This is a genomic window from Streptomyces sp. NPDC032091, from assembly GCF_055580265.1.
In genome coordinates this window covers 94,526-115,837 of sequence record NZ_JBVILR010000006.1, presented here as the reverse complement: position 1 = coordinate 115,837, position 21,312 = coordinate 94,526, and the positions used below count along the sequence as shown (strand labels likewise).

The window sequence follows — 21,312 nt, the reverse complement described above, 5'->3', positions numbered from 1 at the left end:
CGGGCCCCGGTCCGCGGCCGTGCGGCGCGGTGTCCGCGTTTCGTAAGGTCTTCGGGCGCCCGTCCCGGCCGTCAGGTTCCTACGGTGTGGAGGGTGACTCCTTCTGCTTCCGGTCCGCTCCGCGCGGACCTCGTACTGCCCTGCCTCGACGAGGCGCAGGCCCTGCCCTGGGTGCTGGCCCGGGTGCCGGCGGGCTGGCGGGCCATCGTCGTCGACAACGGTTCCGCCGACGGCTCGGCCGACATCGCGCGCGCCCTGGGCGCCACCGTCGTGCACGAGGCCCGGCGCGGCTTCGGGGCCGCCTGCCACGCCGGTCTGCTCGCCGCCCGCGCCGAACTGGTCTGCTTCTGCGACTGCGACGCCTCCATGGACCCCGGTCTGCTCGCCCCGATGGCGGGGCGCGTCGCGGCCGGCGAGGCCGACCTGCTGCTCGGCCGGCGCCGGCCGAGCCGGCGCGGGGTCTGGCCGGTCCACGCCCGCGCGGGCAATCTCGCGCTGGCCCGGATGCTGCGCCGGCGTACCGGGCTGCGGCTGCACGACCTCGGGCCGATGCGGGTCGCGCGCCGGGAGGCGCTGCTCGGCCTGGAGCTGACCGACCGGCGCAGCGGCTATCCGCTCCAGATGGTCGTCCGGGCCGCCGACGCGGGCTGGCGGGTGGCCGAGACGGACGTCCCCTACCTGCCGCGCTCCGGGAAGTCCAAGGTCACCGGGACCTGGCGGGGCACCTGGCACGCCGTGCGCGACATGCGCCGGGTCCTGGCCGAGCCGCCCCGCGCCCGACGGGCACCGGCCGAGGGGATGTCCGCATGAGCACGCTCCTCGTCATCGCCAAGGAACCCGTCGCGGGCCGCGTGAAGACCCGTCTCACGCCGGCGTTCACCCCGGAGCAGGCGGCCGCCCTGGCCCTCGCCGCGCTCCGGGACACCCTGGACGCCGTCGTGGCCGCACCGGCCCGGCGCCGCGTCCTGGTCCTCGACGGGCAGCCGGGGCCGTGGCTCCCGGACGGGATCGAGGTCGTCCCGCAGGCGGCGGGCGGTCTGGACGCCCGGCTGGCCGCCGCCTTCGCGGTGGCCGACGGGCCCGCGCTGCTCCTCGGCATGGACACCCCGCAGGTCACCGCGGACCTCCTCGCCTCCGGCCTCGACTTCACCGGGACGGACGCCTGGTTCGGGCCCGCCGACGACGGGGGGTTCTGGGCGCTCGGCCTGGGCCGCCCCGACCCGGCGCTGCTGCTCGGCGTGCCCATGTCCGTACCGCACACCGGCGCCGTGCAGCGCCGCCGGCTCACCGGCGCGGGGCTGACCGTACGGGACCTGCCCGGGCTGTGCGACGTGGACACCCCCGCCGACGCGGCCCGGGTGGCCGCGGCCGCGCCGCGGACCCGTTTCGCCGCCCTGCACGCCGAGTTGTGCGCGGTGGCGCGATGACCGCCCAGCTCACCGAACCCGCCGCCCGCGCCTGGCGGGCCGACCCGTACGCCGACGCGCTGCGCGTGGGCCGGGGCCCGCTGTACCTGCGCCGTCACGACGGCTGGCTGCTGCCGCTGGACGTCGAGCGGTGGTGCGCGGAGCCCGACGCGGCCGACGACACCGTCCTGGCCCGGTGCACCGGCAGGGTCCTGGACATCGGCTGCGGACCGGGCCGGCTGGTGGCGGCCCTGGCCCGGCTCGGCCGCACCGCACTCGGCGTGGACGTCACCCCCGAGGCGGTGGCGCGGACCGTGCGGGCCGGCGGAAGCGCCCTGTGCCGGTCGGTCTTCGACCCGCTGCCCGGCACGGGCGGCTGGGACACGGTGCTGCTCATCGACGGGAACATCGGCATCGGGGGCGATCCGGCCGCCCTGCTCCGCCGGGCCCGCGAACTGACCGCTCCCGGCGGCTCCCTGCTGGTGGAGGCGGCGGCCGCCGATGTCGACGAGCGCGTCGACGTCCGCGTCGAGGACGGCAACGGCGGCCGAGGCGCCTCCTTCCGCTGGGCCCGGCTCGGCACCCGGGCCCTGTGCGCGGGGGCGCGGGACGCGGGCTGGACCCCGTACGGCACCTGGCAGGCGGCGGGCCGGCACTTCGTCCACCTCACCCGCTGAGGGCGGCTCCCGCCCGGCGGACGGCGGGGGCGGGAGCCGTACCGTACGGCTCCCGCCCCCGCGGCGTCCGTCCTCCGCCCGGCGCGCCGGTCAGCCCTTCCGGCGGGCCCGGCGTACGTGGCCCACGCGGCGTACCCGGCCCGCGCGCCGTGCCCGGCCCGCGCGGCGCCACGCGGCCCGGGTGGCCGCTGGGCCGAGGGCGAGGAGGGCGAGGGCGGCCATGGCGAGCAGCCAGTTGCGGGGATAGTCGAGCGGCAGGACCGTGGGGTTGGCCACCCCGCCGGGACGCAGCAGCGGGGGCAGGGCGATCACGGTCAGGGAGCCCGCCACGACCAGGACCGCCCGCGGGAACCCGCGCGGCCGCAGGCCTGCCCACGCCGCGAGCGCGCCGGTCGCGATCACCAGCGGCGCGACGAAGGCGTCGTGCACCACGACCGCTCCCGCGAGCCAGACGGCGATCCGCCAGGGTTCGGGCTGCCGCAGCAGCAGCCATCCGCCCCAGCCGGCGAGCACCAGCCCGAACCCGCCCGTCACGTACCGCGTGCCCCTCACAGGACCTCCAGCCGGCCGACCCACTTGGTCTGCAAAACGCCGGGCCGGTTCGGGGCGATGATCCGCGCCGGGTACCCGTGGTCCAGGGACAGCTCCTCGCCGTTCAGGCGCAGCGCGAGCAGGGTGAGCGGGTCCTGCGCGTACCGCAGGCCCAGCTCCGTCACCCGGTAGGCGCCCGCCGCTTCGAGGGAGACCACGCGGGCCCGCGCCCCGGGGCCGCCGCCGGCCCGTTCGAGGAGGTCGCGCACCCGTACCCCGGTCCAGTCGGCGGACACGCTCCAGCCCTCGACGCAGGCGATGGGCAGCGTCACCCGGTGCTGGGGCATGGCCCGCAGCTCGTCCAGGGTCAGCGTGAACGGCCGGGGCCCCCGTACGGTCAGCCTCCAGTCGGCCGTCGAGGCCCGGGTGACGCGGGCGGCGGCGGCCGTGCGGTTCACGGGCAGCCCTTGGACCCCGTGGGCCGGGCTGCGCGCGCCGAACAGGTCGAGCGGCCCGAGGGCGGTCACGGACTGTCCGGCCGTGGTCAGGGTCACCGCTCCGACGGCGGCGGAGACGCCGAGGAGGAACCGGCGCCGGTCGGGCCCGTTGGCCTCGGGCAGCGCCAGGGTCCCGGGGGAACGGAGCGTGAAATGGCCGCGGATCGCGGGCCATTGCACGGCGACGTGCAGGAGCAGGGCGCCGATGAGCAGCCAGGCGACCGCGTAGTGCACGGGAACGAAGGAGAAGGGCCACGGGTACCACTGGAACGTGTTCAGCAGCCCCGTGGACAGCTCGAACAGCCCGGCGGCGACGAGCACGGCCACGGAGGTCCGCTCCAGCGCGTGCGCCACCGACCGTACGAACGGCCGGGCGAACAGCCGCGGGTAGACCGCCCAGAGCTTCGCCAGCAGCAGCGGGATCGCGGCGGTACCGGCCGTGACGTGCAGGCCCTGGGTGACCCGGTATCCCCAGTACGGGCGGCTCGGCAGGCGGTCGGCCAGCCATCCCGGGGGGTGCTGGAGGTAGTGGCTCAGTACCCCGGTCGCGAAGCAGACGGCCAGGGCGAGGCCGAGCCACCGGCCGATCGCGGTCGCGGTACGGGCGTCGTGCAGGCGCGCCTTGAAGGTGACGGGCGGCACGTGGGGAAGGGTGATGCGCATGCCCCCATCACACCCCCGGCGGGGCCGGCCCGGGGGTGCGGAACACCTTACGAAACGCGGACGGCGGCGGCGCCGGCCGTCCCCGGACGGCCGGTTCCTGGAAGGCTTCCGCAGGTGAACCCCCTTACGGCCCGCACCCCTCGTACCGCGCTCGCCGCCACCGCCGTGGCCCTCGCCGCCCTCACCGCGGTCCTCGTCCTCACGCTCCGGCACGGGCACGGCTCCGGCGGCTCCGGCGGCTCCGTCGGCCTGTTCGGGTGGTACGCGGCCTGCTGGGCGCTGTTCGCCGTGGCCCTCCTGGCGCTGCGCCGGGTCCCGTCCCGCCTCGTCGCCGCGGTGGTCGTGGCGGGCGCCGTGGCCGTCACGGTGTCCGGGCTGGTGTCCGCGCCGCGGACGAGCACCGACTCCTACCGCTACGCCTGGGACGGCCGCGTCCAGTCCGCCGGCGTCTCCCCCTACGACCACGCCCCGCAGGACCCGGCGACCGCCCCGCTGCGCGACCCCTGGCTCTTCCCCACGGGCTCCGCCTGCGCGGGTCCCGACCTGGCGCGCATCCCGTCGGCCGACGGCACCCGCCGCTGCACCCGCATCAACCGGCCCGCCGTCCACACCCTCTACCCGCCCGTCGCCGAGGCGTACTTCCTGGCCGTCGACCGCCTCTCCCCCGGCGGCGCCCGGCACAAGCCGCTCCAGACGGGCGCCGCCCTGATCTCGCTCGGCGTCACCGGTGCGCTCCTGACGATCCTGCGGCGGCGCGGCGACGACCTCCGCAAGGCCGCCTCCTGGGCCTGGTGCCCCGCCGTTCCCCTGGAGGCCGTCAACAACGCCCACGTCGACGTCCTGGGCGTCCTCCTCACGGTCGCCGGACTCGGCCTCGTCGCCTCGCGCGCACGCACCCGGCGGGCGGCGGGCGGCGTACTGATCGGGGCCGCCATCGCGACGAAGCTGATGCCGGCCGTCGTCCTCCCCGGCGCCCTGTCGGGCGTGCGGCGCCTGCGCGACGCGGCGGCCGTCCTGCTGCCCGCCGCCGCGTTCGCCGTCCTCTCGTACCTCCCGTACGTCCTGCTCTCGCACGACTCGGTCTTCGGCTACCTCGGCGGCTACGTCCAGGAGGAGGGCTACGGGGACGCCTCGACGGGCTCCCGCTACTCGCTGCTGCGCCTGCTCCTGCCCGACTCCTGGGCCTTCCCCGTCCTGACCGTCGTCCTCGCCGCCGTCTCCCTGCACGTGATGCGGCGGGGGGACCCGCGGCGCCCGTGGAGCGGCGCCCTGACGGTCACCGGCTGGGCTTTCCTGCTCCTGACGCCCGGCTACTCCTGGTACGCCCTGCTGCCGGTCGCCCTCGTCGCCCTCGACGGCCGACGGGAATGGCTGGGCGTCGCCCTGGCGAGCGCGGCGGTCTACCTCCTCGGCCCACCGCTCCACTACCAGCCGGCCCTGAGCAACCTGGCCTACGGATCCGCGACCGCCCTGGTCCTCACCACGACCTGGACCCGCCGCCGCGCCCGCCGCGACCGCACCCGCACCACGGGCCCGGGCGCACGCAAGTCCCTCCTGTCCTAGGCCGTCTCACATCGGCGGCATCGGGTTCCGCAGGCCCGGCAGGAGCCAGGACTGGGAGGGGGCCAGGACCGCCAGGACCAGGAACACGGCGCCGGCCAGTCGGGCCAGCCACGGGCCGCGGTACCAGAGCTTCTCCAGGAAGATCAGCGCCGCCACCCCCGCCATCGCCGCGAGGTTCATGACGCCCAGCGGGACCAGCACGACCATCAGCGCCCAGCAGCAGCCGACGCAGTAGGCGCCGTGGTGCAGCCCGACCCTGAGGTCGCGCAGCCTCGGCCGGTAGGCGGCGTACCGCATCAGCTGGGCCATCGGGCTGCGGCAGTGCCGCAGGCAGACGTCCTTGAGCGGGCCCCACTGGTAGAGCCCCGCCAGCGCGAAGGCGGCCGCCCCGATCCACTTCCCGACGTCCGGGTCCCGGTCGACGAGAGCGCCGGTGAGCGCCAGCCCGCCGTACGCGAGGAGGCCGAATCCGGTCCACGCGATCAGGTAGCCGGCGAGGAACCCGGTGGTGCGCAGGGCCCGGACGGCGCCGCCCGATTGGCGGGCGATCCCCCGGGCCCAGGTGACGGCGACGGGGGCGACAGAGGGCAGCATCATCGCCGCCATCATGGCTAGCCACAGCAGCAGGAACAGCGGCAGCGCCATCCCCATCGTGCCGGGCCCGACGCCCATGCCCCGGGCCTGGCCGACGGTGAGCACCCAGGCCAGGGCCGCGATCAGGACGATCAGCGCCCAGGCCGCGGCGAGGTCCCGGACGGGCAGCAGCGCTCCCGTCCGCAAGGGACGGTCGTTCGTGTCCGGCCGCTGAACCGTACGCATGACGGACTCCCCTCGGACCCTTCCAGCACAGCACGGATCGCGCCGACGGCAACCCACCCACCGCTGGCCGCCCCGACGGCCCGGGCGCACGATGGAGGTGAGGAAAGGAATCGACCCGTTCGCGGCCGCCGGGCGCGGCCGGACGGGCGGCCGTGGATCCGGTCCGGGTCAGCCCCCTCCGCACCTCTCCGCCCTCCTCCGTCCCTCGGCTCCCTCCCGCGACGCGCGGACACGGCTGTGTGAGGAGTGAGAGCGATGACACAGGCGGCAGCGGCCGTGCCGGCCTGGCGTCTGGCGGGCGACTGGTTCGACGTGTGCAAGTGCGGCATCCCGTGCCCGTGCTCGTTCGCCCAGCCGCCGACCACCGGCGACTGCGACGGCATCCTGGTCTGGCACATACGCGAGGGCACCTACGGTGACGTCCGGCTGGACGGCCTGAACATGGTGATGCTCGGCTCCTTCACCGGCAACCTCTGGGGGGAGCACTCGGACGCGTACGCGGCGTTCGTCTTCGACGAGCGGGCCGACGAAGGGCAGCGCCAAGCCCTCCAGATGATCTTCAGCGGGCAGGCGGGCAGCTGGCCCGAGCAGCTGGTGACCATGGGCGCCTTCGAGGTCCGCGGCATGGACTTCGCGCCCATCGAGGTGGAGATCGACGAGGACCGGGGCGGCTGGCGGGCCAGCGTCCCCGGGGTACTTGAGGCCCGCGCCGAGGCGCTGACCGGCCCGACCACCCCGGACGGCGCCCGCGTGCAGTCGACCAACCTCCCCGGCTGCGAGACCGGCCCCGGCCAGGTGGCGACCTGGGGCCGCGCCACCACCGACCGGGCCGACGCCTTCGGTTTCAGCTGGGACCGCACCGGCCGGTCCAGCAAGACCATCACCTTCGACTGGTCCGGCCCCACCTGACCCCGGTCAGCGGCGCGCGTGTACGGGGCGGGGGGCACGTCGCGAGCACCGCCGGTCCGGCGGAAGGCGTGGCGCGGGGGGCCCGCGAAACCGGGTAACGTCTTTGTCATGTTCCTCCCGACACCGATGTACGAGTGAGAGCGTGACGGGCCCCCGCTGACGTCCTCCACGTCGCCGCGCCCGTCACCCACCGATGAATCCGCAGATCACTTCACATCACCACCGGGAGAACCCGTGACCGACAGCAAGAACATCAACAACCCCGTCGGCCAGGGCGGCGGCCAGCGCAAGAGGCAGTCCCGCGCCGAACGGCAGAACAACGGCCCGCACCGCAACCTCGACCGCCAGGACGCCGCCGACAGGAAGGCGGAGCTGGTGCGCAAGATGCGCGAGAAGGCGGCCGCAGCCGAGGCCGCCGGCCAGGCGAGCGACGACACCGCACAGAACTGACGCACCACCGCCGTCGATCTTCGCCGCTCCCAAGGGCAGGGTCATGAAGGGGTCCGGGAACGGCATGGTCATCGTGGGGCGCTCCTCGGCAGGCTGTTCTCCACGGTCCGTGGGGACGGGTGGGGGCTGCGCGTGGTGTGCAGGAGGGACGCCCAGGCGGCGCTGTCCGTGAAGGCGTGCCTCCCGGCCGGGACGACGTCCATGACGACACGGTCGGGGCGCAGCAGGACGGCGTCCGCCCGGCCGGCGCGCAGCCAGGCGGTGAGGGTGCCGTCGTCACGGAGGTCGGTCACGGGGATCGCCGGGACGCCGAGCCCGTGGGCCAGGGCCCGCAGCGAGGGCCCGGGATCGGCGGCGGTCAGCACGGTGAAGCTGTTGCCGAGCCGTTCGTCGAGGCGGGAGCGCCGGCCGTCGGGCCCCTCCACCCATGGTTGGGGGCAGTGGGTGCCCACCAGGCTCCTGCGCATACGGCGCCGGACGAGGGGCCCGGCGGTCAGGGCTGGGCTGAGGTCGCGGCCCGCCGCCGCGGTGAGGCCGGGCATGCGGCAGGCGGCGGCCAGGATCCCGCGGCGCAGTGCGGCGGCGCCGTCCTGGCCGCCGGTCATGGCCCAGCCCATGGCGACCGCGAGCCGGATCGCGTGCCGTGCGTGCGGCTTGCGCTCGCTCTCGTAGGTGTCCAGCAGCCGTTCGTCGCCGCCCTGCTGGAGGACGCGGGCCAGCTTCCAGGTGAGGTTGTGGGCATCACGCAGGCCCGAGCACAGTCCCTGCCCGATGAACGGCGGGGTGAGGTGGGCGACGTCGCCGAGGAGGAAGACCCGTCCGCTGCGCCACCGGTCGGCCACCCGCGCCCGGAAGGTGTACTGCGTCTCCCGTACGACCTCGAAGTCCCCGTCGTACGAGGGCGACAGCCACGGGGCGATCAGTTCGCGAACCGGTCGCCGCCCGTCCTGCAGCCGGAACTCCCAGCGGTAGCGGTCCTCACCGACGCGCATGAACGTCGCGGGGCGGCGCGGGTCGCAAACCTGGTCGACGCCTTCCCAGCAGCGGACGTCGGCCTTCGTGCGGACGTCCACGACGGTCCAGCGTTCCTCGAAGCGCAGGTCCTCCCATGCGGCGCCGATGGCGTCGCGGGTGAGGCTGCCCGCGCCGTCGCAGCCGAGGACCGCCTCGGCCCACAGCTGATGCTCACCGTCGTCGTCGCGGTAGGACACCCTCACGGGGCCGGTGGTGTCCGGGCCGACGCCGGTGACCTCGACGCCGCCCCTCAGCTCGCACTCCGGGCGCTGGGCGAGGGCGTCGCGCAGCAGTCGTTCCAGCTCGGGCTGGTCGAACATGCTGGTCTGCGGGTAGCCGTGGTGGCCGTGCCCGGAGCGCCGGAACTCGGCCATGACCCGGTGCCGGGCGTCCAGCAGCCGAAGTCCGTTCGCGGGGCGGGCGATGGCGGCGAACTCCTCGCCCACGCCTGCGGCCTGGAGGATGCGGCGCACCTCGTCGTCGGTGGCGACGGCGCGCGGGAGCGGGTAGACGTCCTGGTGGCGTTCCAGGATGAGGGTGCGGATACCGCGCCGGGCGAGGAGGAGAGCGGCGGTCACACCCACCGGCCCGGCGCCGATGATCACGACGGGCACGGGGGCTGTCTGTGCGGGCCCGGGTGCGGTGTGCCCGGGCCCGGTCTGGTCGGCAGTCATGTGTGGCTCGTTCCGGGTCTTACTTCGCGGCCGTGACGGGCGTGCGCTGTTCGCCGAGGTCGATCCGCCGGTCCGCGGTCGAGATCGTCGCCGTGATCACATCACCCGTGTGCAGGTAGTGCGGGTTGCGGGCCTGGCTCTTGAAGAACGCCTTCCACTTCACGGCGGGCGGCAGCAGCGCGCCGATCTTCTCGACCGCCTTGGGCGGAGCCTTGAGGGCCGTGCCGCCGGGGGTCCCGGTGAGCAGCAGGTCGCCGGGGTCGAGGGTCTGGAAGCGGGCCAGCAGGGTCAGCGCCTGGGCCGGGCGGACGATCATATCGGCGAGGGTGCGGTCCTGGCGCGGCTCGCCGTTGACCGACAGCTTCAGCCGCAGATCGAGGAGGTGGGCGAAGTCCTCGGGCTCCAGCAGCGCCAGGTGGGGTCCGGTCGGTGTGAAGGTCGGGTAGGACTTGCTCTCGTAGAACTGCGTCTTGGTCAGCTGCACCTCACGGGCGCTGACGTCGTTCGTGATCACCAGCCCGGCGACGTACGACGGCAGGTCGCGCTCCTCGACGACGGTGCCGATGGGCAGGGGTGCGCCCATGACGAGCCCGAGTTCGATCTCGTAATCGAGGAACTTCACGTGCGACGGCCGGACGATCGCCTCGCCCGGGCCGCTCACCGACCCGGACGCCTTGCGGAAGAAGGCGGGCGGGATGTCGCCGGTGAAGCCCGAGTCGCGGGCGTGGCTGCGGTAGTTGACCATCTGGGCGACCACCCGGCAGGGGGTGGTGACCGGCGAGAGGGCGACCAGCTCGGCGACGGGCGTGCCCGCCTCACCGGAGAGGGCGGCCTCGCGCACGGCCGCCCGGTCGGCGATGAGCTCGGCGGTGGTGGCGGCCGAGGTGGCGACGGGGACGGCGCGGTCGCCGCGGAGGACCCACCAGCCGTCGGCGGTGCGCAGGACGTTGGTGCTCATGTCAGTACCTTCGTGAAGGGGTCGGGGTTCAGGACTTGGCGGCTTTGAGCAGGCACAGCAGGCGTGCGGGGTCCATCTCGTTGTCGCCCCGCAGGGCTTCGATGACGTCACGGACCCGCTGCGGGGAGGGGCTCGCGCCGAGGAAGTCACGGGTGGCAGGGGGTCCCCACTGGGCGAGGCCGGTGGTCGACATGGGTGCCCAGCCGGGCTCCAGGTCGCAGGAGAACAGGTCGCCGTCGGCGAAGTGCTCCAGCATGAAGCGGTCGGGGTCGCGCCAGTAGTCGAAGAGCTGGCTGCCCTGGACGTGCCGGCCGATGCCCCAGCTGCGCTGGTAGCCGCGCTCGGCCAGGTACTCGCCGCCCGCGGCGATGGAGTCGAGGTCGGTCACCTGGTAGGCGGAGTGGACGTAGCCGTTGCCCGGGCCCAGGTGCATGGCCAGCGTGTGGTGGTCGACGGCCCGGCTGCCCTGGTCACAGCGGATGAACGCCATCGTCGGGCCACGGCCGCGCCGGCCGTCCAGGAACAGGAAGTCGGACACGATCATCCCGAGGGTGTCCAGGTACCAGTCCAGGGCGCGCCCGAACACCCTTGTCTCCAGGACCACATGGCCCAGGCGCTGGATGCGGGAGGGTTCACGCGGCGGGCGCTGGGTGACGTTCGTGCGACGGTGATCGGTGCCGAAGTTGAGCAGGAGCGGCTGCTGCTCGGGCAGCGCCGGCAGTTCCTCCGCGCAGTGCACGACCCGGACGGGGAAGCCGGAGGGGTCGAGCAGGTCGACCGCCTTGCCGCCGCCCGGCACGTCCGCGTCCCGTACGGACGTGCCCGTGGCGCGGGCCAGCCGGTCCAGGTCGGACCGCTCGGCTGCGCGGAACGCCGGGCCGATGAAACGGGAGGTCCGGCCGCGCCGGATCACCATGCACGGCGAGCCGGCGAAGGTGCCCCGCAGCCACAGCTCGCTCTCGCTCCGGGCGGCGATACCGAAGCCGAAGTCCCGGGCGAAGACCTCGGCCCGGTCCAGGTCGGGCTTCTCGAACTCCAGCCAGGCCAGGTCGGCCACCTTGATCACGGGGTTGCGGGACCGCCCGGGATGTTCGCCGCGCAGGGCGCCCTGCGCGCTGTGGAGGTCCTGATGGGCCGTCCTGACGTCCGGGACGCCGACCGCGTCGACGCGGGTTTCGGACATGGTGTCCTCCAAGCGACATTGCCTTGATGAGGAAATCATCAAGTGTGATGACTTCATCGTCAAGGGGCTCGCCGCAGGAAATGATGAATTCATCAGGACTGCGATGGTCATCGCCCCGACGGTTAGAATCAGGGCATGCCTACGTCAGCCCCGCCCAGCAACCGCTTCGAGCGGCGTCGCGCCGAAACCCGCGGAGCCCTCGTCCGCGCGGCCCGCCGGATACTCGCCGAGACCGGGGAGACCAGCGTCAGCATCCAGGTGATCGCCGAGCGCGCCGACGTGGGCTTCGGCTCCTTCTACAACCACTTCGATTCGAAGACGGAGCTGTTCGAGGCCGCGGTGCAGGACGCGCTGGAGGAGTTCGGCCGGACCTTCGACGAGCGCCTCGCCGGCATCGACGACCCCGCGGAGCTCGTCGCGGCAGGCTTCCGGCTGAGCGCCCGCATGGCCGAGTCGCACCCGGAGCTGATGCAGGTGCTGCGCCGCCGCGGCCTGGGCCACATCCACTCGGAGAACGGCCTGACCCGACGGGCCCTCCGGGACGTCGAGGTCGGCATGGCCTCCGGCCGCTTCACCGCCGTCGACCCGATAGTGGCCCTGTCCGCAGTGGGCGGAACCCTGCTGTCCCTGGTGGAGCTGCGATTCGCCCGCCCCGACGTGGACGGCGACGACGCCGCGGTGAACCTCGCCGAGATGGTCCTGCGCATGCTGGGCGTCCCCCCCGACGACGCCCACGAGGTCGCCCGACGCCCCCTCCCCGACCTCGCCTGACCGACTCCCCCACGCCCCCCTACGCGGTAAACGACGAGCCCGGGACAGCCCTCCAGGGCCTTGCCGAGCCGCGCCTTCAGGGGCGGGGTCGGCTCACCCTGGACCGTACGGACGTCCGTAGGGGACGACCCCCGGTGCCGCCGCGACCGCGCTTCCCGCCGGGGTGTTCGGGTGGGCTGAGGCGCCCGGACAGTAGTGGATGCCGGCGCCGAAGACGAGCAGCGGGGGTGTGTCGGTGCGGGCGGGATCGAAGGTGTCGGGGTCGTGCACGGGGTGGTGCTCGTCGCGGGCCGCCGAACCGAGCAGGAGGAGCAGGCGGGCCACGGTGGGGAGTTCGGTACCGGCGGCGGTGGCCGGGCGGTTGGTGACGCGCAGCCAGCCGACCAGGGGCGGGTCGTGGCGGAGGGTTTCCCAGGCGGCGGCCTCGGCAAGCTCCGGCTGGTCGCGGCCGCGGTCGTACCAGGCGCCGGTGAGCAGGTGGTGGAGTCCACGCACTGCGCCACCCCGGACGCACCAAAGGCCGCCCTCTCATGGTTGAGAGAACGGCCTCCGACCTGCGTGAAGCATGGTCGGGACGACAGGATTTGAACCTGCGACCCCTTGACCCCCAGTCAAGTGCGCTACCAAGCTGCGCCACGTCCCGTTGCCCCTGCGACCTGGGGTTTCCCCCTCGTGCGCCGGGCACATGCAGAACATTACCCCACGTCGAGGGGTGCGTGTGCACGGGTGAGCGGGGCGGTGGAGGATGGGCGGGTGGACGGTCGGGAGCGGGATCGGGATGGTGCGGGGCGGGCGCGGAGCGGGCGGCCCCGGGACGGGTTGGGGCGGCCGCTGGCCTACGGGGCCGAGGGGGTGGCGCGGCAGCCCGAGGGGGTCGTGCGGTCGCCCGGGGAGTCGGTCGCGGAGGCGCAGCGGCTGCTGGACGCCGGGATGCCGTTCCACGCGCACGAGGTGTTCGAGGACGCCTGGAAGTCCGGGCCGGAGGAGGACGCCCCGCTGTGGCGCGGGCTGGCGCAGCTCGCGGTCGGGCTGACGCACGCCGCGCGGGGGAACGCCGTCGGCGGGGCGCGGTTGCTGCGGCGCGGGGCGGCTTCGCTCGGCGGGGTGGAGCGGGCGTACGGGATGGACCTGCCCGGGCTGGTCCGGTGGGCCGGGGAGCTGGCCCACCGGGTGGAGGCCGGGGCGGTGGTGGACGCGGCGCGGGAGGCGCCGCGGCTACGCGGGGGCGGGCTGTAGCAGGTCCCAGCGGTTTCCGTAGAGGTCCTCGAAGACGGCGACGGAGCCGTACGGCTCGTGGCGCGGCTCCTCCAGGAAGCGGACGCCCTCCGCGGTCATGCGGGCGTGGTCGGCGGCGAAGTCGGCGGTGTAGAGGAAGAAGCCGACCCGGCCGCCGGTCTGGTCGCCGATGCGCGAGCGCTGCGCGTCGTCCTTGGCCCGGGCCAGGAGCAGGGCGGATTCCTTCGCGCCGGGCGGGCGGACGACGACCCAGCGCGAGCCGTCGGGACGGGGGGTGTCCTCGGCGAGTTCGAAGCCGAGGGCGCGGGTGTAGAAGTCGACGGCCTCGTCGTAGTCGCGGACGACGAGGGCGGTGAGGGCGATGTGGGAGGGCATGCCCTCATTGTGCGGGCGTGTCGAGGAGGACCACGTCCAGGGTGCGCGGGCCGTGTACGCCCTCGACCCGGTCGAGTTCGATGTCGCTGGTGGCGGAGGGGCCGGAGATCCAGGTCAGCGGGCGGGCCGGGTCGAGGCGTTCGAGGGCCTGCGGGACGGAGTCCACGACCTGGGCGGGGACGCGGACCACGCAGACGTGGTGGTCCGGGATCAGGGTGATGCGGCGCCGGCCCTGGTCGGGGCCGCCGTCGAGGACGATCGTGCCGGTTTCCGCGATGGCCAGGGCGCAGCCGGTGACCACGCTGGAGACGCCGTCCAGGTCGTGGGCGGTGGAGGCCGCGTCGTCGGGGACGCGGACGGCGTCGGACGCCGCGAGCCAGTGCGGGGGCAGGGCCGGGGGGACGAGGACGGTGCGGGAGGCGGAGAGCAGGCGGGCGAGGAGGGCGGGGAGGCCCGCCTCGTCGGTGCGGTGGACCCTCGCCCGGTACTCCGTGAGGTGGGCGGCGAGCAGGTCGGCGGTCTCGGCCGGGGTGCGGGTGCCGTGGACGCGGAGGTAGTCGCGGGGGACGGGCGGGGCGTCGGGGGCCTGGGCGGTGGCCCGCCGGATGCGGGCGAGGACGCGGTCCCTCGTGGTCATGTCCGGATCTCCCGTTCTCGGCGCCACCAGTCGCGGAAGGGTTCCGCGGGGATGTCGGGCAGTGCGCGGGTGTCGGTCCAGGCGCGGCCCGGTCCGGGGAGCCGGCGGGGGCGCAGGCGGCGGGCGCGGGCCAGGAGGCGTTCGCCCGCGCGGAGCGCGCCCGGATGGTCCAGGAGGAGCCGGGCCGCGCGCAGGGCGGCCCGTTCGGCGGTGTGGCCGTCCGCGGGGCGCAGGCGTACGCGGATCCCGTCGCGGGTGACGGGGCCGCCCTGGGCGATGCGTTCGCGCAGGTGGACCAGGATCTCGGGGATGTCGATGGCGACGGGGCAGACCTCGTAGCAGGCCCCGCAGAGGGTGGAGGCGTAGGGCAGGGTGGCGTCGATGGCGCTGCCCGTGCCGCGCAGTTGGGGGCTGAGGACGGCGCCGATGGGGCCCGGGTAGACGGAGCCGTAGGCGTGGCCGCCGGCGCGTTCGTAGACGGGGCAGACGTTGAGGCAGGCGGAGCAGCGGATGCAGCGCAGGGCCTGGCGGCCGGTCTCGTCGGCGAGGGTGTCGGTGCGGCCGTTGTCGAGGAGGACGAGGTGGAAGGCGGACGGGCCGTCGCCGTCCAGGCCCTTCGACGGTCCCAGTCCCGTCCACATGGTGGTGTACGGGTTCATCCGCTCGGCCGTGGAGGAGCGCGGCAGGGTCTGGAGGAAGACCTCCAGGTCACGGAAGGTGGGGACGACCTTCTCGATGCCGACGACCGAGATCAGCGTCTCCGGCAGGGTCAGGCACATCCGGCCGTTGCCCTCGGATTCGAGGACGACCATCGTGCCGGTCTCGGCGACCATGAAGTTGGCGCCGGAGACGGCGACCTTGGCGCGCAGGAACTTCTCCCGCAGGTGCAGGCGGGCCGCTTCGGCGAGTTCGCGGGGGTCGTCGCCGAGGTCGTCGGGGGCCGGGCGGCCCCAGCCGCCCATCTCGGCGCGGAAGATGTCGCGGATCTCGCCGCGGCTCCGGTGGATGGCGGGGACCAGGATGTGCGAGGGCCGGTCGTGGCCGAGCTGGACGACGAGCTCGGCGAGGTCGGTCTCGTACGCGGCGATGCCGGCGGCCTCCAGGGCCTCGTTGAGGCCGATCTCCTGGGTGGCCATCGACTTGACCTTGACGACCTCGCGTTCGCCGGTGGCCAGGACCAGGCCGATCACGAGGCGGTTGGCCTCGTCGGCGTCGGCCGCCCAGTGGACGGTGCCGCCCGCCGCGGTGACGGCGGCCTCCAGCTGGAGGAGGTACCGGTCGAGGTGGCGCAGCGTGTGGTCCTTGACGGCCTTGCCGGCCGCGCGCAGCCGGTCCCAGTCGGCGAGTTCGGTGACGGCGCGGGCCCGTCGGCCGCGGATGGTGTGGGTGGCGCGGCGGAGGTTGGCGCGCAGCACGTCGTCCCGTACGGCTTCCTTCGCCGCCTCCGGGAAGGGCGGGAAGGCGGGCATGCCCAGTGGTGTGGGCGTCATCGCAGCGGGTCCTCCTCGGTCGACGCCAGGATCTCGGCGAGGTGCAGGGTGCGCAGCGGGGCGCCGGCGCGGCGGAGGGTGCCGTCGAGGTGGGTGAGGCAGGAGTTGTCGGCCCCGCACAGGACTTCGGCGCCGGAGGCCAGGGCGGCGGCGGTCTTGTCGGCGCCCATGGCCGCGGACACGTCGGGGTTCTTGACGGCGAAGGTGCCGCCGAAGCCGCAGCACTCGTCGGCGCCGGGCAGCTCGACGAGTTCCAGGCCCTTGACGGCGGCCAGCAGCCTGCGGGGGCGTTCGCCCAGCCCGAGGGTGCGCAGGCCGTGACAGGAGGGGTGGTAGGTGACGGTGTGGGGGAAGTACGCGCCCACGTCGGTCACGCCGAGCACGTCGACGAGGAACTCGGTGAGTTCGTACACGCGCGGTACGAGCTCCTCCGCGAGCCGCTCCAGCCCGCTCCCCCGCCCCTCCCGGGCGGCCAGGCGGGCGATGCGCGGGTAGTGCGCGCGCACCATCGCGGCGCAGGAGCCGGACGGGGTGACCACGTGGTCGTAGCCGGCGAAGGCGCGGGCGGTGCGGCGCAGCAGCGGTTCGGCCTCGCGCCGGTAGCCGGTGTTGTACTGCGGCTGGCCGCAGCAGCTCTGGGCCGCCGGGAAGTCCACGTCGACCCCGAGCCGCTCCAGCAGGCGGACCACGGCGATCCCCGTACGGGGGTACAGGGCGTCGTTGACGCAGGTGACGAACAGGGCGACACGCATGGTGGGCACAATAGCCCGGTGAAGAAGTTCTCAGTGATCGGTATAGGCGCGGGCGACCCGGACCACCTGACCCTCCAGGCGGTCAAGGCGATCGGCGCGGCGGACGCATTCCTCATCCTGGAGAAGGGGGAGGAGAAGGCGGACCTGACGGGGCTGCGGCGCACCATGCTGGAGGCGCACGCCCGGCCGGGCCACCGTCTGGTGGAGGGCCGCGACCCGGACCGCGACCGGACCCCGGCCGACTACGCGCCGACCGTGGACGGCTGGCGCAGCGCCCGGGCGGAGATCTTCGAGCGGTTCATCGCCGAGGACCTCGCCGAGGGCGAGACGGGCGCCTTCCTGGTGTGGGGCGACCCCTCCCTGTACGACTCCACGCTCGCGATCCTCGACGAGGTGCTGGAGCGCGGCCGGGTGGCCTTCGAGCACGAGGTGGTGCCGGGCATCAGCAGCGTGTCGGCGCTGCTGGCGCGCCACCGCACCAACCTGAACCGGGTGGGCCGCCCGGTCCAGATCACCACGGGCCGGCGGCTGGCGGAGGGCTGGCCGCAGGACGTGGACGACGTGGTGGTGATGCTGGACGCGCGGCACGCGTTCACCGCCCACCTCGACCAGGACCTGTTCATCTACTGGGGCGCGTACGTGGGCACCCCGGACGAGATCCTGGTCGCGGGGAAGCTGTCGGAGGTGTCCGGCCGCATCGAGGAGCTGCGGACCGAGGCCCGGGCCCGCAAGGGCTGGATCATGGACACCTACCTGCTGCGCCGCTCGTGACGGCGCGGGCGGGTCAGCGCAGGTAGGCGGGCAGGGCCGCGGCGAGGCGTTCGTACTCCTCGGGCCGGTTGTAGACCTGTCCGCAGACCCGCAGCCCGCCGCCGCCCGGCCGGGGCCAGACCAGGACGCGGATACGGAGCTTCGCGGCGAGTTCCTCGCGCAGTGCCGTGGCCGCCTCCCGGGTCTCGGCCACGCCGGGCGGCAGCAGCAGGGAGCGCAGGGCCAGGCCGGGGGTGTGCGGCAGCGGGGTCAGCCCGGGGATGCGGGCGAGCAGTTCGGCCCCGTAGCCGGCCAGCGCGCTGTTGTGGGCCCGGACCCGTTCGGCGCCGAGGCGTTCGAGGAGGTCGAGGCCCTCGGGGGCGGCCAGCCAGCCGGTGTAGTCGAAGGTGGCGCGGTACTCGACGGAGAGCGGGAAGCCGCGGTGGTCCTCCCAGGACGGGCTGAGGGAACGGACCCGGGCCCGGTGGGCGGGGGCCACGGCGAGGAGGGCGCTGCCGGAGGGGGCGTACCCCCATTTGTGCAGGTTCCCGAACCAGAAGTCGGCGCCGGCGGCGATCGGCTCGGCGAGCATGCCGGGGGTGTGGGCGCCGTCGACGACGGTGGTGATCCCGCGGGCGGCGAGGTCCGCGAGGAGGCGGGGGCCGGCGATGAGGCGGGCGGTGGGCGAGCTGACGTGGTCGAGCACGGCCACCCGGGTGCGGGGCGTCACCCCGGCCAGTACGGCCTCCCGTACGGCGTCCTCGTCGGGGAGGCGGGGGTCCAGGGCCACGGTGGTGACCTTCGCGCGGCGGGCGGCGGCGTCGACGACGGTGCCGTAGCCGTGGTCGGTGACGAGGATCTCGTCGCCCTCGGCGAGGGGGATGGCGTCGAGGGCGAGGTTGGCGCCCTCGGTGGCGTTGGAGATGAAGGACAGGCCGTCCGGGTCCGCCCCGAGGCGTGCCGCGATCCGGCCGCGGGCGGCGCCGAGCCGGTCGGAGACCCCGTTGAAGAAGGCGTCGGGGTCGGCGTGGGCCTGGGCGCGCAGGGCCTCCTGGGCCTCCTGGACGGGCAGCGGCACCGCCCCGTACGAGCCGTGGTTGAGGTGCGCGACGGCGGGGTCCAGCCGGAAGAGGCCGGGGCCGCCGGGGAAGACGGAGGGGGCGGTCGGATCGGTCGGATCGGTCACGGAAGCCTCCGGATCGGGGACGGGCGGGCGCGCCTGGCCTCGTGGGCCGGCTCCGGGCAGGATGCGCCGCGCACGGGGCGGAGGGAAAGGGCCGCTTGGGCGGGATTGGCCTGGCAGCACCCCCGCCGCGCCCGTTTTCGCCGCCTCTGCACGGCGGGCCCGGGCCGGCCCGTCCGGGCCGCCTGCCCGCCCGGCTCGCGCCGAACGCCCGACGCGCCCGGCCCGCCCGACCCGCACCGCCCGCCCGGACCGGTCAGCCCGCCCGGCCGCTGGTCGCCGCGTAGTACTGGAGGTCCTGCACCGGCACCGTGCGGTCGGCCGGGTACGGCAGTTCCACCGCCGCCGTGGCCTTGCCGTCGCGGAGCAGCCGGGCGGAGCTGATGCCGGGTCCCAGCGGGAGCAGCTCGGAGTGGAGGCCGGCGGGGGCGCCGTACTCCCCCGCGGTGCGGCCGACGGCGGTGCGGACGGTTCCGGGGCGGGTCAGGAAGCTGAGCACCTCCACCGTGTCCCGGGCGGCGGCGCTGCCCTTGCGCAGGGACATCACCAGGGACTGGGAGCCCGTCGGGTCGGCGTCGGCGAACTGGGTGCGGGCGGTGAGGTACAGGGTGTCGCGGACGATGTCCGGCCAGGCGCCGGTCTTGAAGCGGGTCAGGTAGTACGAGCTGAGGTCCAGGTAGGCGTGGCCGTTGTGCAGGGACGGCGCGAACTGGCTGCCCTCGGAGTAGTCGTTCCAGGTGGTCAGCTGCACCCAGTCGGCGCCGTCGTCGATGGCATGGGTCCATGTGGCGCGCAGGGTGGCGGTGTTGCCGGCCTCGTCGTAGACCCCCTGGTTGGGGCGGGCGTCCTGGACGGACACCGGCTGCATCCAGATCCTGCCGAGGGCGTGGGCGCGGCGGACGTCGGCGGTGGCGCCCTCCTGGCCGGCGTAGCTGCGGCTGCCCCACGCGGAGAACCCGTGGCTGATCGGTGCGAAGGCCTCCGCGTGGGCGTCGAAGTCGAGGAAGAGCGGGACGAAGGCGGTCCGGATCCCGTGCCGGGTCCTGAGGGTGTCGAGGACCCGGGTCCACCAGGCGGGGTCCTTCTGCTCGGCCTTGAACGGGGAGAGGACGAGGCGGCCGTCGGCGAGCCGGTGGGCGGCCGGTGACGCGGCGAGGGCGGCGACGGCGCCCGCGAGCACGGCGGGGTCGTCGGTGTCCAGGGCGGTCATGTCGGGCATCAGCATGATCCTGAAGGCGGGGTCCACGGTGTGGGCCGCCCGCATCAGCTGCTGCGCCCGCTCCCAGTTCCTGCCGGAGAGGGCGAGCAGGTCGAGGGTGAAGCCGTCGATGCCCGCGGCGCGGGCGGTGCGCACCTCCTGCTGGAGGTTGGCGTACTCCCAGTCGCCGCCCTGGGGCGGGACGGGCAGGGGGCGGTCGCGCAACAGCCCGCCGTAGCGCTGGTGCTTGCCGCCCTCTCCGGCGGGGTCGAGGTGGTTGCGGGTGTAGTAGTCGGCGTCGGCGCCCGCGTTGTCGAGGGAGAGCGGGTACGGGGTGAAGTAGTGGGCGAAGACCAGCTTCCGGCCCGCTTCGCCGGAGCGCAGCACGGCCGGGCCGGGCAGGTCGAAGGGGAGGGCCGCGGCGGGGCGTGCGCCGTCGGTGCCGGCCGGTCCGCGGGTGGCGGGGGGTGCGGTCCCGGCCGGGGCCGCGCCGCCGTCCCCGGCCGGGGGGCGCGTGGCGGACGGGCCGGCGGGCGGGGGCGCGCCGGTTCCGGGGGCGGCGGCCGGGGCGGGGGCGCCGGAGGGGAAGGGGTCCCGGGCGATGCCGGTGGCGGCGCCGACGCCGACCAGCAGGAACACGGAGAGCAGCAGGGCCGGTAACGCCCTGGCGCCCCGCAGCCGCGGGCGGCGCCGGTGCGAAGAGGCCCTGCGCGCAGGCCCGTTGGTCCGCCGGTCCGCTGTCATGGTCGAGCCCCTCCCCGGTACATGCCCCTCGTGGGGGCTGCACAGCAGTAGAGCCGATGTCCGCGGTCCGGACAACGGCGCGAGCCCGTACGGCGCCACCGGGGACTCCTCGACGAGGCCGTCCACAGCACGGCGGCGAGCCCGCGGCGCGCGGGGTTCGCCCTCCGGCCGGACCGGCAGGGCATCGGCTGAACCGCACCGCTACGGAATACGACATTCCCCTGGCCATACGGGTGAAGTGGCGCATAATCGTCGACACGCGGCTCGAACCATCCCTGCTGCCGCACCGGTCACGCATGCAATGGGGGGCATCGTGATGATGGGGGAACCAGGACCGGTACGGCCGGACGGGGCTACGGGGACGCTCCCGGCCACGTCCGCCGAACTGTCGCAGCTGCTCACCGCCGTCCGGCGGGGCCGGGTACTGACCGTCACGGGCCGCTTCCGCGAGCCGCGCGGCCTGCTGGTGCGGGACATCGCGCGCCGGATCTCGTCCAACTTCTGCGACGGCGCGGCCGTGGTCCCCCTGGCCGCGGGCGGCGGGGTGCACGACCTGGTGGCCGCGCTGGGCCGGCTGCCCGGGATGCCCTTCCTCCCGTGCGGGACCGCGAACGCCGCCTCCTGGCTCGCCGAGCGGGACATGCTGCTGGTGCTGGACGACAGCGACCGGCTCTCCCCCGAGGCCCTGGCCTGGCTGCGGCGGCTGCTCGCGGTGGCGCCCGGCGTGCGCATCCTGGCGGCGGGCCGCCACCCGCTGGCCGTCGGCCAGGGCCGCGTCCACCGGCTCTGATCCGGGTGCGGACACGGGTCCGCCCCGGCCGGCGTGGTGTGC

The 21,312-nt window shown here is 74.9% G+C and carries 23 protein-coding genes and 1 tRNA gene; 10 read left to right on the top strand and 14 right to left on the bottom strand.

Features of this window, described 5'->3' with window-relative positions:
• Positions 1-93 precede the first annotated feature (93 nt).
• Genes ACZ5NJ_RS12475 through ACZ5NJ_RS12465 form a run of 3 tightly spaced genes read left to right on the top strand, consistent with a single transcriptional unit; the run spans position 94 to position 2,083 of the window.
• Positions 94-810, top strand: coding sequence for a glycosyltransferase family 2 protein (locus ACZ5NJ_RS12475; RefSeq protein WP_468764783.1), 717 nt, complete (start codon positions 94-96; stop codon positions 808-810).
• On the top strand, positions 807-1,427 hold the full coding sequence (locus ACZ5NJ_RS12470) for a TIGR04282 family arsenosugar biosynthesis glycosyltransferase (protein ID WP_468764781.1): 621 nt from the start codon (positions 807-809) through the stop codon (positions 1,425-1,427). Before ACZ5NJ_RS12475 ends, ACZ5NJ_RS12470 begins: the two co-directional genes overlap by 4 nt.
• Positions 1,424-2,083, top strand: a complete 660-nt coding sequence (locus ACZ5NJ_RS12465; RefSeq protein WP_468764779.1) for a class I SAM-dependent methyltransferase — start codon at positions 1,424-1,426, stop codon at positions 2,081-2,083. The genes ACZ5NJ_RS12470 and ACZ5NJ_RS12465 overlap by 4 nt, the downstream gene beginning before the upstream one ends.
• A 90-nt stretch (positions 2,084-2,173) precedes the next feature.
• On the opposite strand, the gene ACZ5NJ_RS12460 is transcribed toward ACZ5NJ_RS12465, so the two are convergent.
• Both ACZ5NJ_RS12460 and ACZ5NJ_RS12455 read right to left on the bottom strand, forming a co-directional pair.
• On the bottom strand, positions 2,174-2,635 hold the full coding sequence (locus ACZ5NJ_RS12460; protein WP_468764777.1) for a hypothetical protein: 462 nt from the start codon (positions 2,633-2,635) through the stop codon (positions 2,174-2,176).
• Positions 2,632-3,774 (bottom strand): molybdopterin-dependent oxidoreductase, encoded by a 1,143-nt coding sequence (locus ACZ5NJ_RS12455; protein ID WP_468764775.1) that lies wholly within the window; start codon positions 3,772-3,774, stop codon positions 2,632-2,634. The genes ACZ5NJ_RS12460 and ACZ5NJ_RS12455 overlap by 4 nt, the downstream gene beginning before the upstream one ends.
• 114 nt (positions 3,775-3,888) lie before the next feature.
• Here ACZ5NJ_RS12455 and ACZ5NJ_RS12450 point away from each other — a divergent pair, with 114 nt between their 5' ends.
• Positions 3,889-5,337: a glycosyltransferase 87 family protein gene (locus ACZ5NJ_RS12450; protein ID WP_468764773.1), complete on the top strand. Its 1,449-nt coding sequence runs from the start codon at positions 3,889-3,891 to the stop codon at positions 5,335-5,337.
• A gap of 6 nt (positions 5,338-5,343) precedes the next feature.
• Here the strand turns inward: ACZ5NJ_RS12450 and ACZ5NJ_RS12445 are convergent, their stop codons facing one another.
• Positions 5,344-6,156, bottom strand: coding sequence for a DUF2182 domain-containing protein (locus ACZ5NJ_RS12445; RefSeq protein WP_468764771.1), 813 nt, complete (start codon positions 6,154-6,156; stop codon positions 5,344-5,346).
• A 255-nt stretch (positions 6,157-6,411) separates the two neighbouring features.
• On the opposite strand from ACZ5NJ_RS12445, the gene ACZ5NJ_RS12440 reads away from it, so the two are divergent.
• Complete coding sequence (locus ACZ5NJ_RS12440) at positions 6,412-7,065, top strand: DUF1326 domain-containing protein (protein WP_468764769.1); 654 nt, start codon at positions 6,412-6,414, stop codon at positions 7,063-7,065.
• 234 nt (positions 7,066-7,299) lie between these two features.
• The gene (locus ACZ5NJ_RS12435; RefSeq protein WP_468764767.1) at positions 7,300-7,515 is read left to right on the top strand and encodes a DUF6243 family protein; all 216 of its coding nucleotides are present in this window, start codon (positions 7,300-7,302) and stop codon (positions 7,513-7,515) included.
• A gap of 68 nt (positions 7,516-7,583) precedes the next feature.
• Here the strand turns inward: ACZ5NJ_RS12435 and mhpA are convergent, their stop codons facing one another.
• Genes mhpA through ACZ5NJ_RS12420 form a run of 3 tightly spaced genes read right to left on the bottom strand, consistent with a single transcriptional unit; the run spans position 7,584 to position 11,344 of the window.
• Entirely contained in the window at positions 7,584-9,203 is a 1,620-nt protein-coding gene (mhpA, locus tag ACZ5NJ_RS12430; RefSeq protein WP_468764765.1) for a bifunctional 3-(3-hydroxy-phenyl)propionate/3-hydroxycinnamic acid hydroxylase MhpA, read from the bottom strand.
• A 19-nt stretch (positions 9,204-9,222) separates the two neighbouring features.
• On the bottom strand, positions 9,223-10,161 hold the full coding sequence (locus ACZ5NJ_RS12425) for a fumarylacetoacetate hydrolase family protein (protein ID WP_468764763.1): 939 nt from the start codon (positions 10,159-10,161) through the stop codon (positions 9,223-9,225).
• 28 nt (positions 10,162-10,189) lie between these two features.
• Positions 10,190-11,344, bottom strand: coding sequence for a VOC family protein (locus ACZ5NJ_RS12420; RefSeq protein ID WP_468764761.1), 1,155 nt, complete (start codon positions 11,342-11,344; stop codon positions 10,190-10,192).
• Positions 11,345-11,479: 135 nt separating this feature from the next.
• Between ACZ5NJ_RS12420 and ACZ5NJ_RS12415 the strand changes: the two genes are divergently transcribed.
• On the top strand, positions 11,480-12,115 hold the full coding sequence (locus tag ACZ5NJ_RS12415) for a TetR/AcrR family transcriptional regulator (protein WP_468764759.1): 636 nt from the start codon (positions 11,480-11,482) through the stop codon (positions 12,113-12,115).
• A 93-nt stretch (positions 12,116-12,208) separates the two neighbouring features.
• Here the strand turns inward: ACZ5NJ_RS12415 and ACZ5NJ_RS12410 are convergent, their stop codons facing one another.
• Together ACZ5NJ_RS12410 and ACZ5NJ_RS12405 are read right to left on the bottom strand one after the other, a co-directional pair.
• The gene (locus ACZ5NJ_RS12410; RefSeq protein ID WP_468764757.1) at positions 12,209-12,610 is read right to left on the bottom strand and encodes a cytochrome P450; all 402 of its coding nucleotides are present in this window, start codon (positions 12,608-12,610) and stop codon (positions 12,209-12,211) included.
• Between the two features lie 71 nt (positions 12,611-12,681).
• A tRNA-Pro gene (locus tag ACZ5NJ_RS12405) sits at positions 12,682-12,758 on the bottom strand.
• An 83-nt stretch (positions 12,759-12,841) separates the two neighbouring features.
• Here ACZ5NJ_RS12405 and ACZ5NJ_RS12400 point away from each other — a divergent pair.
• Entirely contained in the window at positions 12,842-13,351 is a 510-nt protein-coding gene (locus tag ACZ5NJ_RS12400; protein WP_468764755.1) for a DUF309 domain-containing protein, read from the top strand.
• On the opposite strand, the gene ACZ5NJ_RS12395 is transcribed toward ACZ5NJ_RS12400, so the two are convergent.
• Genes ACZ5NJ_RS12395 through ACZ5NJ_RS12380 form a run of 4 tightly spaced genes read right to left on the bottom strand, consistent with a single transcriptional unit; the run spans position 13,331 to position 16,605 of the window.
• On the bottom strand, positions 13,331-13,726 hold the full coding sequence (locus ACZ5NJ_RS12395) for a VOC family protein (protein WP_468764753.1): 396 nt from the start codon (positions 13,724-13,726) through the stop codon (positions 13,331-13,333). The two genes, ACZ5NJ_RS12400 and ACZ5NJ_RS12395, sit on opposite strands and share 21 nt — an antisense overlap.
• Positions 13,727-13,730: 4 nt before the next feature.
• The gene (locus tag ACZ5NJ_RS12390; protein WP_468764751.1) at positions 13,731-14,363 is read right to left on the bottom strand and encodes a LutC/YkgG family protein; all 633 of its coding nucleotides are present in this window, start codon (positions 14,361-14,363) and stop codon (positions 13,731-13,733) included.
• Positions 14,360-15,853: a lactate utilization protein B gene (locus ACZ5NJ_RS12385; protein ID WP_468764749.1), complete on the bottom strand. Its 1,494-nt coding sequence runs from the start codon at positions 15,851-15,853 to the stop codon at positions 14,360-14,362. Before ACZ5NJ_RS12385 ends, ACZ5NJ_RS12390 begins: the two co-directional genes overlap by 4 nt.
• On the bottom strand, positions 15,850-16,605 hold the full coding sequence (locus ACZ5NJ_RS12380) for a (Fe-S)-binding protein (RefSeq protein WP_468764747.1): 756 nt from the start codon (positions 16,603-16,605) through the stop codon (positions 15,850-15,852). Before ACZ5NJ_RS12380 ends, ACZ5NJ_RS12385 begins: the two co-directional genes overlap by 4 nt.
• A gap of 18 nt (positions 16,606-16,623) precedes the next feature.
• On the opposite strand from ACZ5NJ_RS12380, the gene cobF reads away from it, so the two are divergent.
• On the top strand, positions 16,624-17,376 hold the full coding sequence (gene cobF / locus ACZ5NJ_RS12375; protein ID WP_468764745.1) for a precorrin-6A synthase (deacetylating): 753 nt from the start codon (positions 16,624-16,626) through the stop codon (positions 17,374-17,376).
• 13 nt (positions 17,377-17,389) lie between these two features.
• Here the strand turns inward: cobF and ACZ5NJ_RS12370 are convergent, their stop codons facing one another.
• Positions 17,390-18,541, bottom strand: coding sequence for an aminotransferase class V-fold PLP-dependent enzyme (locus tag ACZ5NJ_RS12370; RefSeq protein ID WP_468764743.1), 1,152 nt, complete (start codon positions 18,539-18,541; stop codon positions 17,390-17,392).
• Positions 18,542-18,794: 253 nt separating this feature from the next.
• On the bottom strand, positions 18,795-20,480 hold the full coding sequence (locus tag ACZ5NJ_RS12365) for a glycoside hydrolase family 71 protein (protein ID WP_468764741.1): 1,686 nt from the start codon (positions 20,478-20,480) through the stop codon (positions 18,795-18,797).
• Between the two features lie 316 nt (positions 20,481-20,796).
• On the opposite strand from ACZ5NJ_RS12365, the gene ACZ5NJ_RS12360 reads away from it, so the two are divergent.
• A complete protein-coding gene (locus ACZ5NJ_RS12360; protein ID WP_468764739.1) occupies positions 20,797-21,270 on the top strand; it encodes a hypothetical protein in 474 nt (157 codons plus the stop codon).
• Positions 21,271-21,312: the final 42 nt, after the last annotated feature.

Excerpts from the sequence above, each read along its gene's own strand:
- ACZ5NJ_RS12470 (WP_468764781.1), top strand. The coding sequence starts at position 807 with ATGAGCACGCTCCTCGTCATCGCCAAGGAACCCGTCGCGGGCCGCGTG.
- ACZ5NJ_RS12465 (WP_468764779.1), top strand. The coding sequence starts at position 1,424 with ATGACCGCCCAGCTCACCGAACCCGCCGCCCGCGCCTGGCGGGCCGAC.
- ACZ5NJ_RS12455 (WP_468764775.1), bottom strand. The coding sequence starts at position 3,774 with ATGCGCATCACCCTTCCCCACGTGCCGCCCGTCACCTTCAAGGCGCGC.
- ACZ5NJ_RS12445 (WP_468764771.1), bottom strand. The coding sequence starts at position 6,156 with ATGCGTACGGTTCAGCGGCCGGACACGAACGACCGTCCCTTGCGGACG.
- ACZ5NJ_RS12440 (WP_468764769.1), top strand. The coding sequence starts at position 6,412 with ATGACACAGGCGGCAGCGGCCGTGCCGGCCTGGCGTCTGGCGGGCGAC.
- mhpA (WP_468764765.1), bottom strand. The coding sequence starts at position 9,203 with ATGACTGCCGACCAGACCGGGCCCGGGCACACCGCACCCGGGCCCGCA.
- ACZ5NJ_RS12425 (WP_468764763.1), bottom strand. The coding sequence starts at position 10,161 with ATGAGCACCAACGTCCTGCGCACCGCCGACGGCTGGTGGGTCCTCCGC.
- ACZ5NJ_RS12420 (WP_468764761.1), bottom strand. The coding sequence starts at position 11,344 with ATGTCCGAAACCCGCGTCGACGCGGTCGGCGTCCCGGACGTCAGGACG.
- ACZ5NJ_RS12415 (WP_468764759.1), top strand. The coding sequence starts at position 11,480 with ATGCCTACGTCAGCCCCGCCCAGCAACCGCTTCGAGCGGCGTCGCGCC.
- ACZ5NJ_RS12395 (WP_468764753.1), bottom strand. The coding sequence starts at position 13,726 with ATGCCCTCCCACATCGCCCTCACCGCCCTCGTCGTCCGCGACTACGAC.
- ACZ5NJ_RS12390 (WP_468764751.1), bottom strand. The coding sequence starts at position 14,363 with ATGACCACGAGGGACCGCGTCCTCGCCCGCATCCGGCGGGCCACCGCC.
- ACZ5NJ_RS12385 (WP_468764749.1), bottom strand. The coding sequence starts at position 15,853 with ATGACGCCCACACCACTGGGCATGCCCGCCTTCCCGCCCTTCCCGGAG.
- ACZ5NJ_RS12380 (WP_468764747.1), bottom strand. The coding sequence starts at position 16,605 with ATGCGTGTCGCCCTGTTCGTCACCTGCGTCAACGACGCCCTGTACCCC.
- ACZ5NJ_RS12365 (WP_468764741.1), bottom strand. The coding sequence starts at position 20,480 with ATGACAGCGGACCGGCGGACCAACGGGCCTGCGCGCAGGGCCTCTTCG.
- ACZ5NJ_RS12360 (WP_468764739.1), top strand. The coding sequence starts at position 20,797 with ATGATGGGGGAACCAGGACCGGTACGGCCGGACGGGGCTACGGGGACG.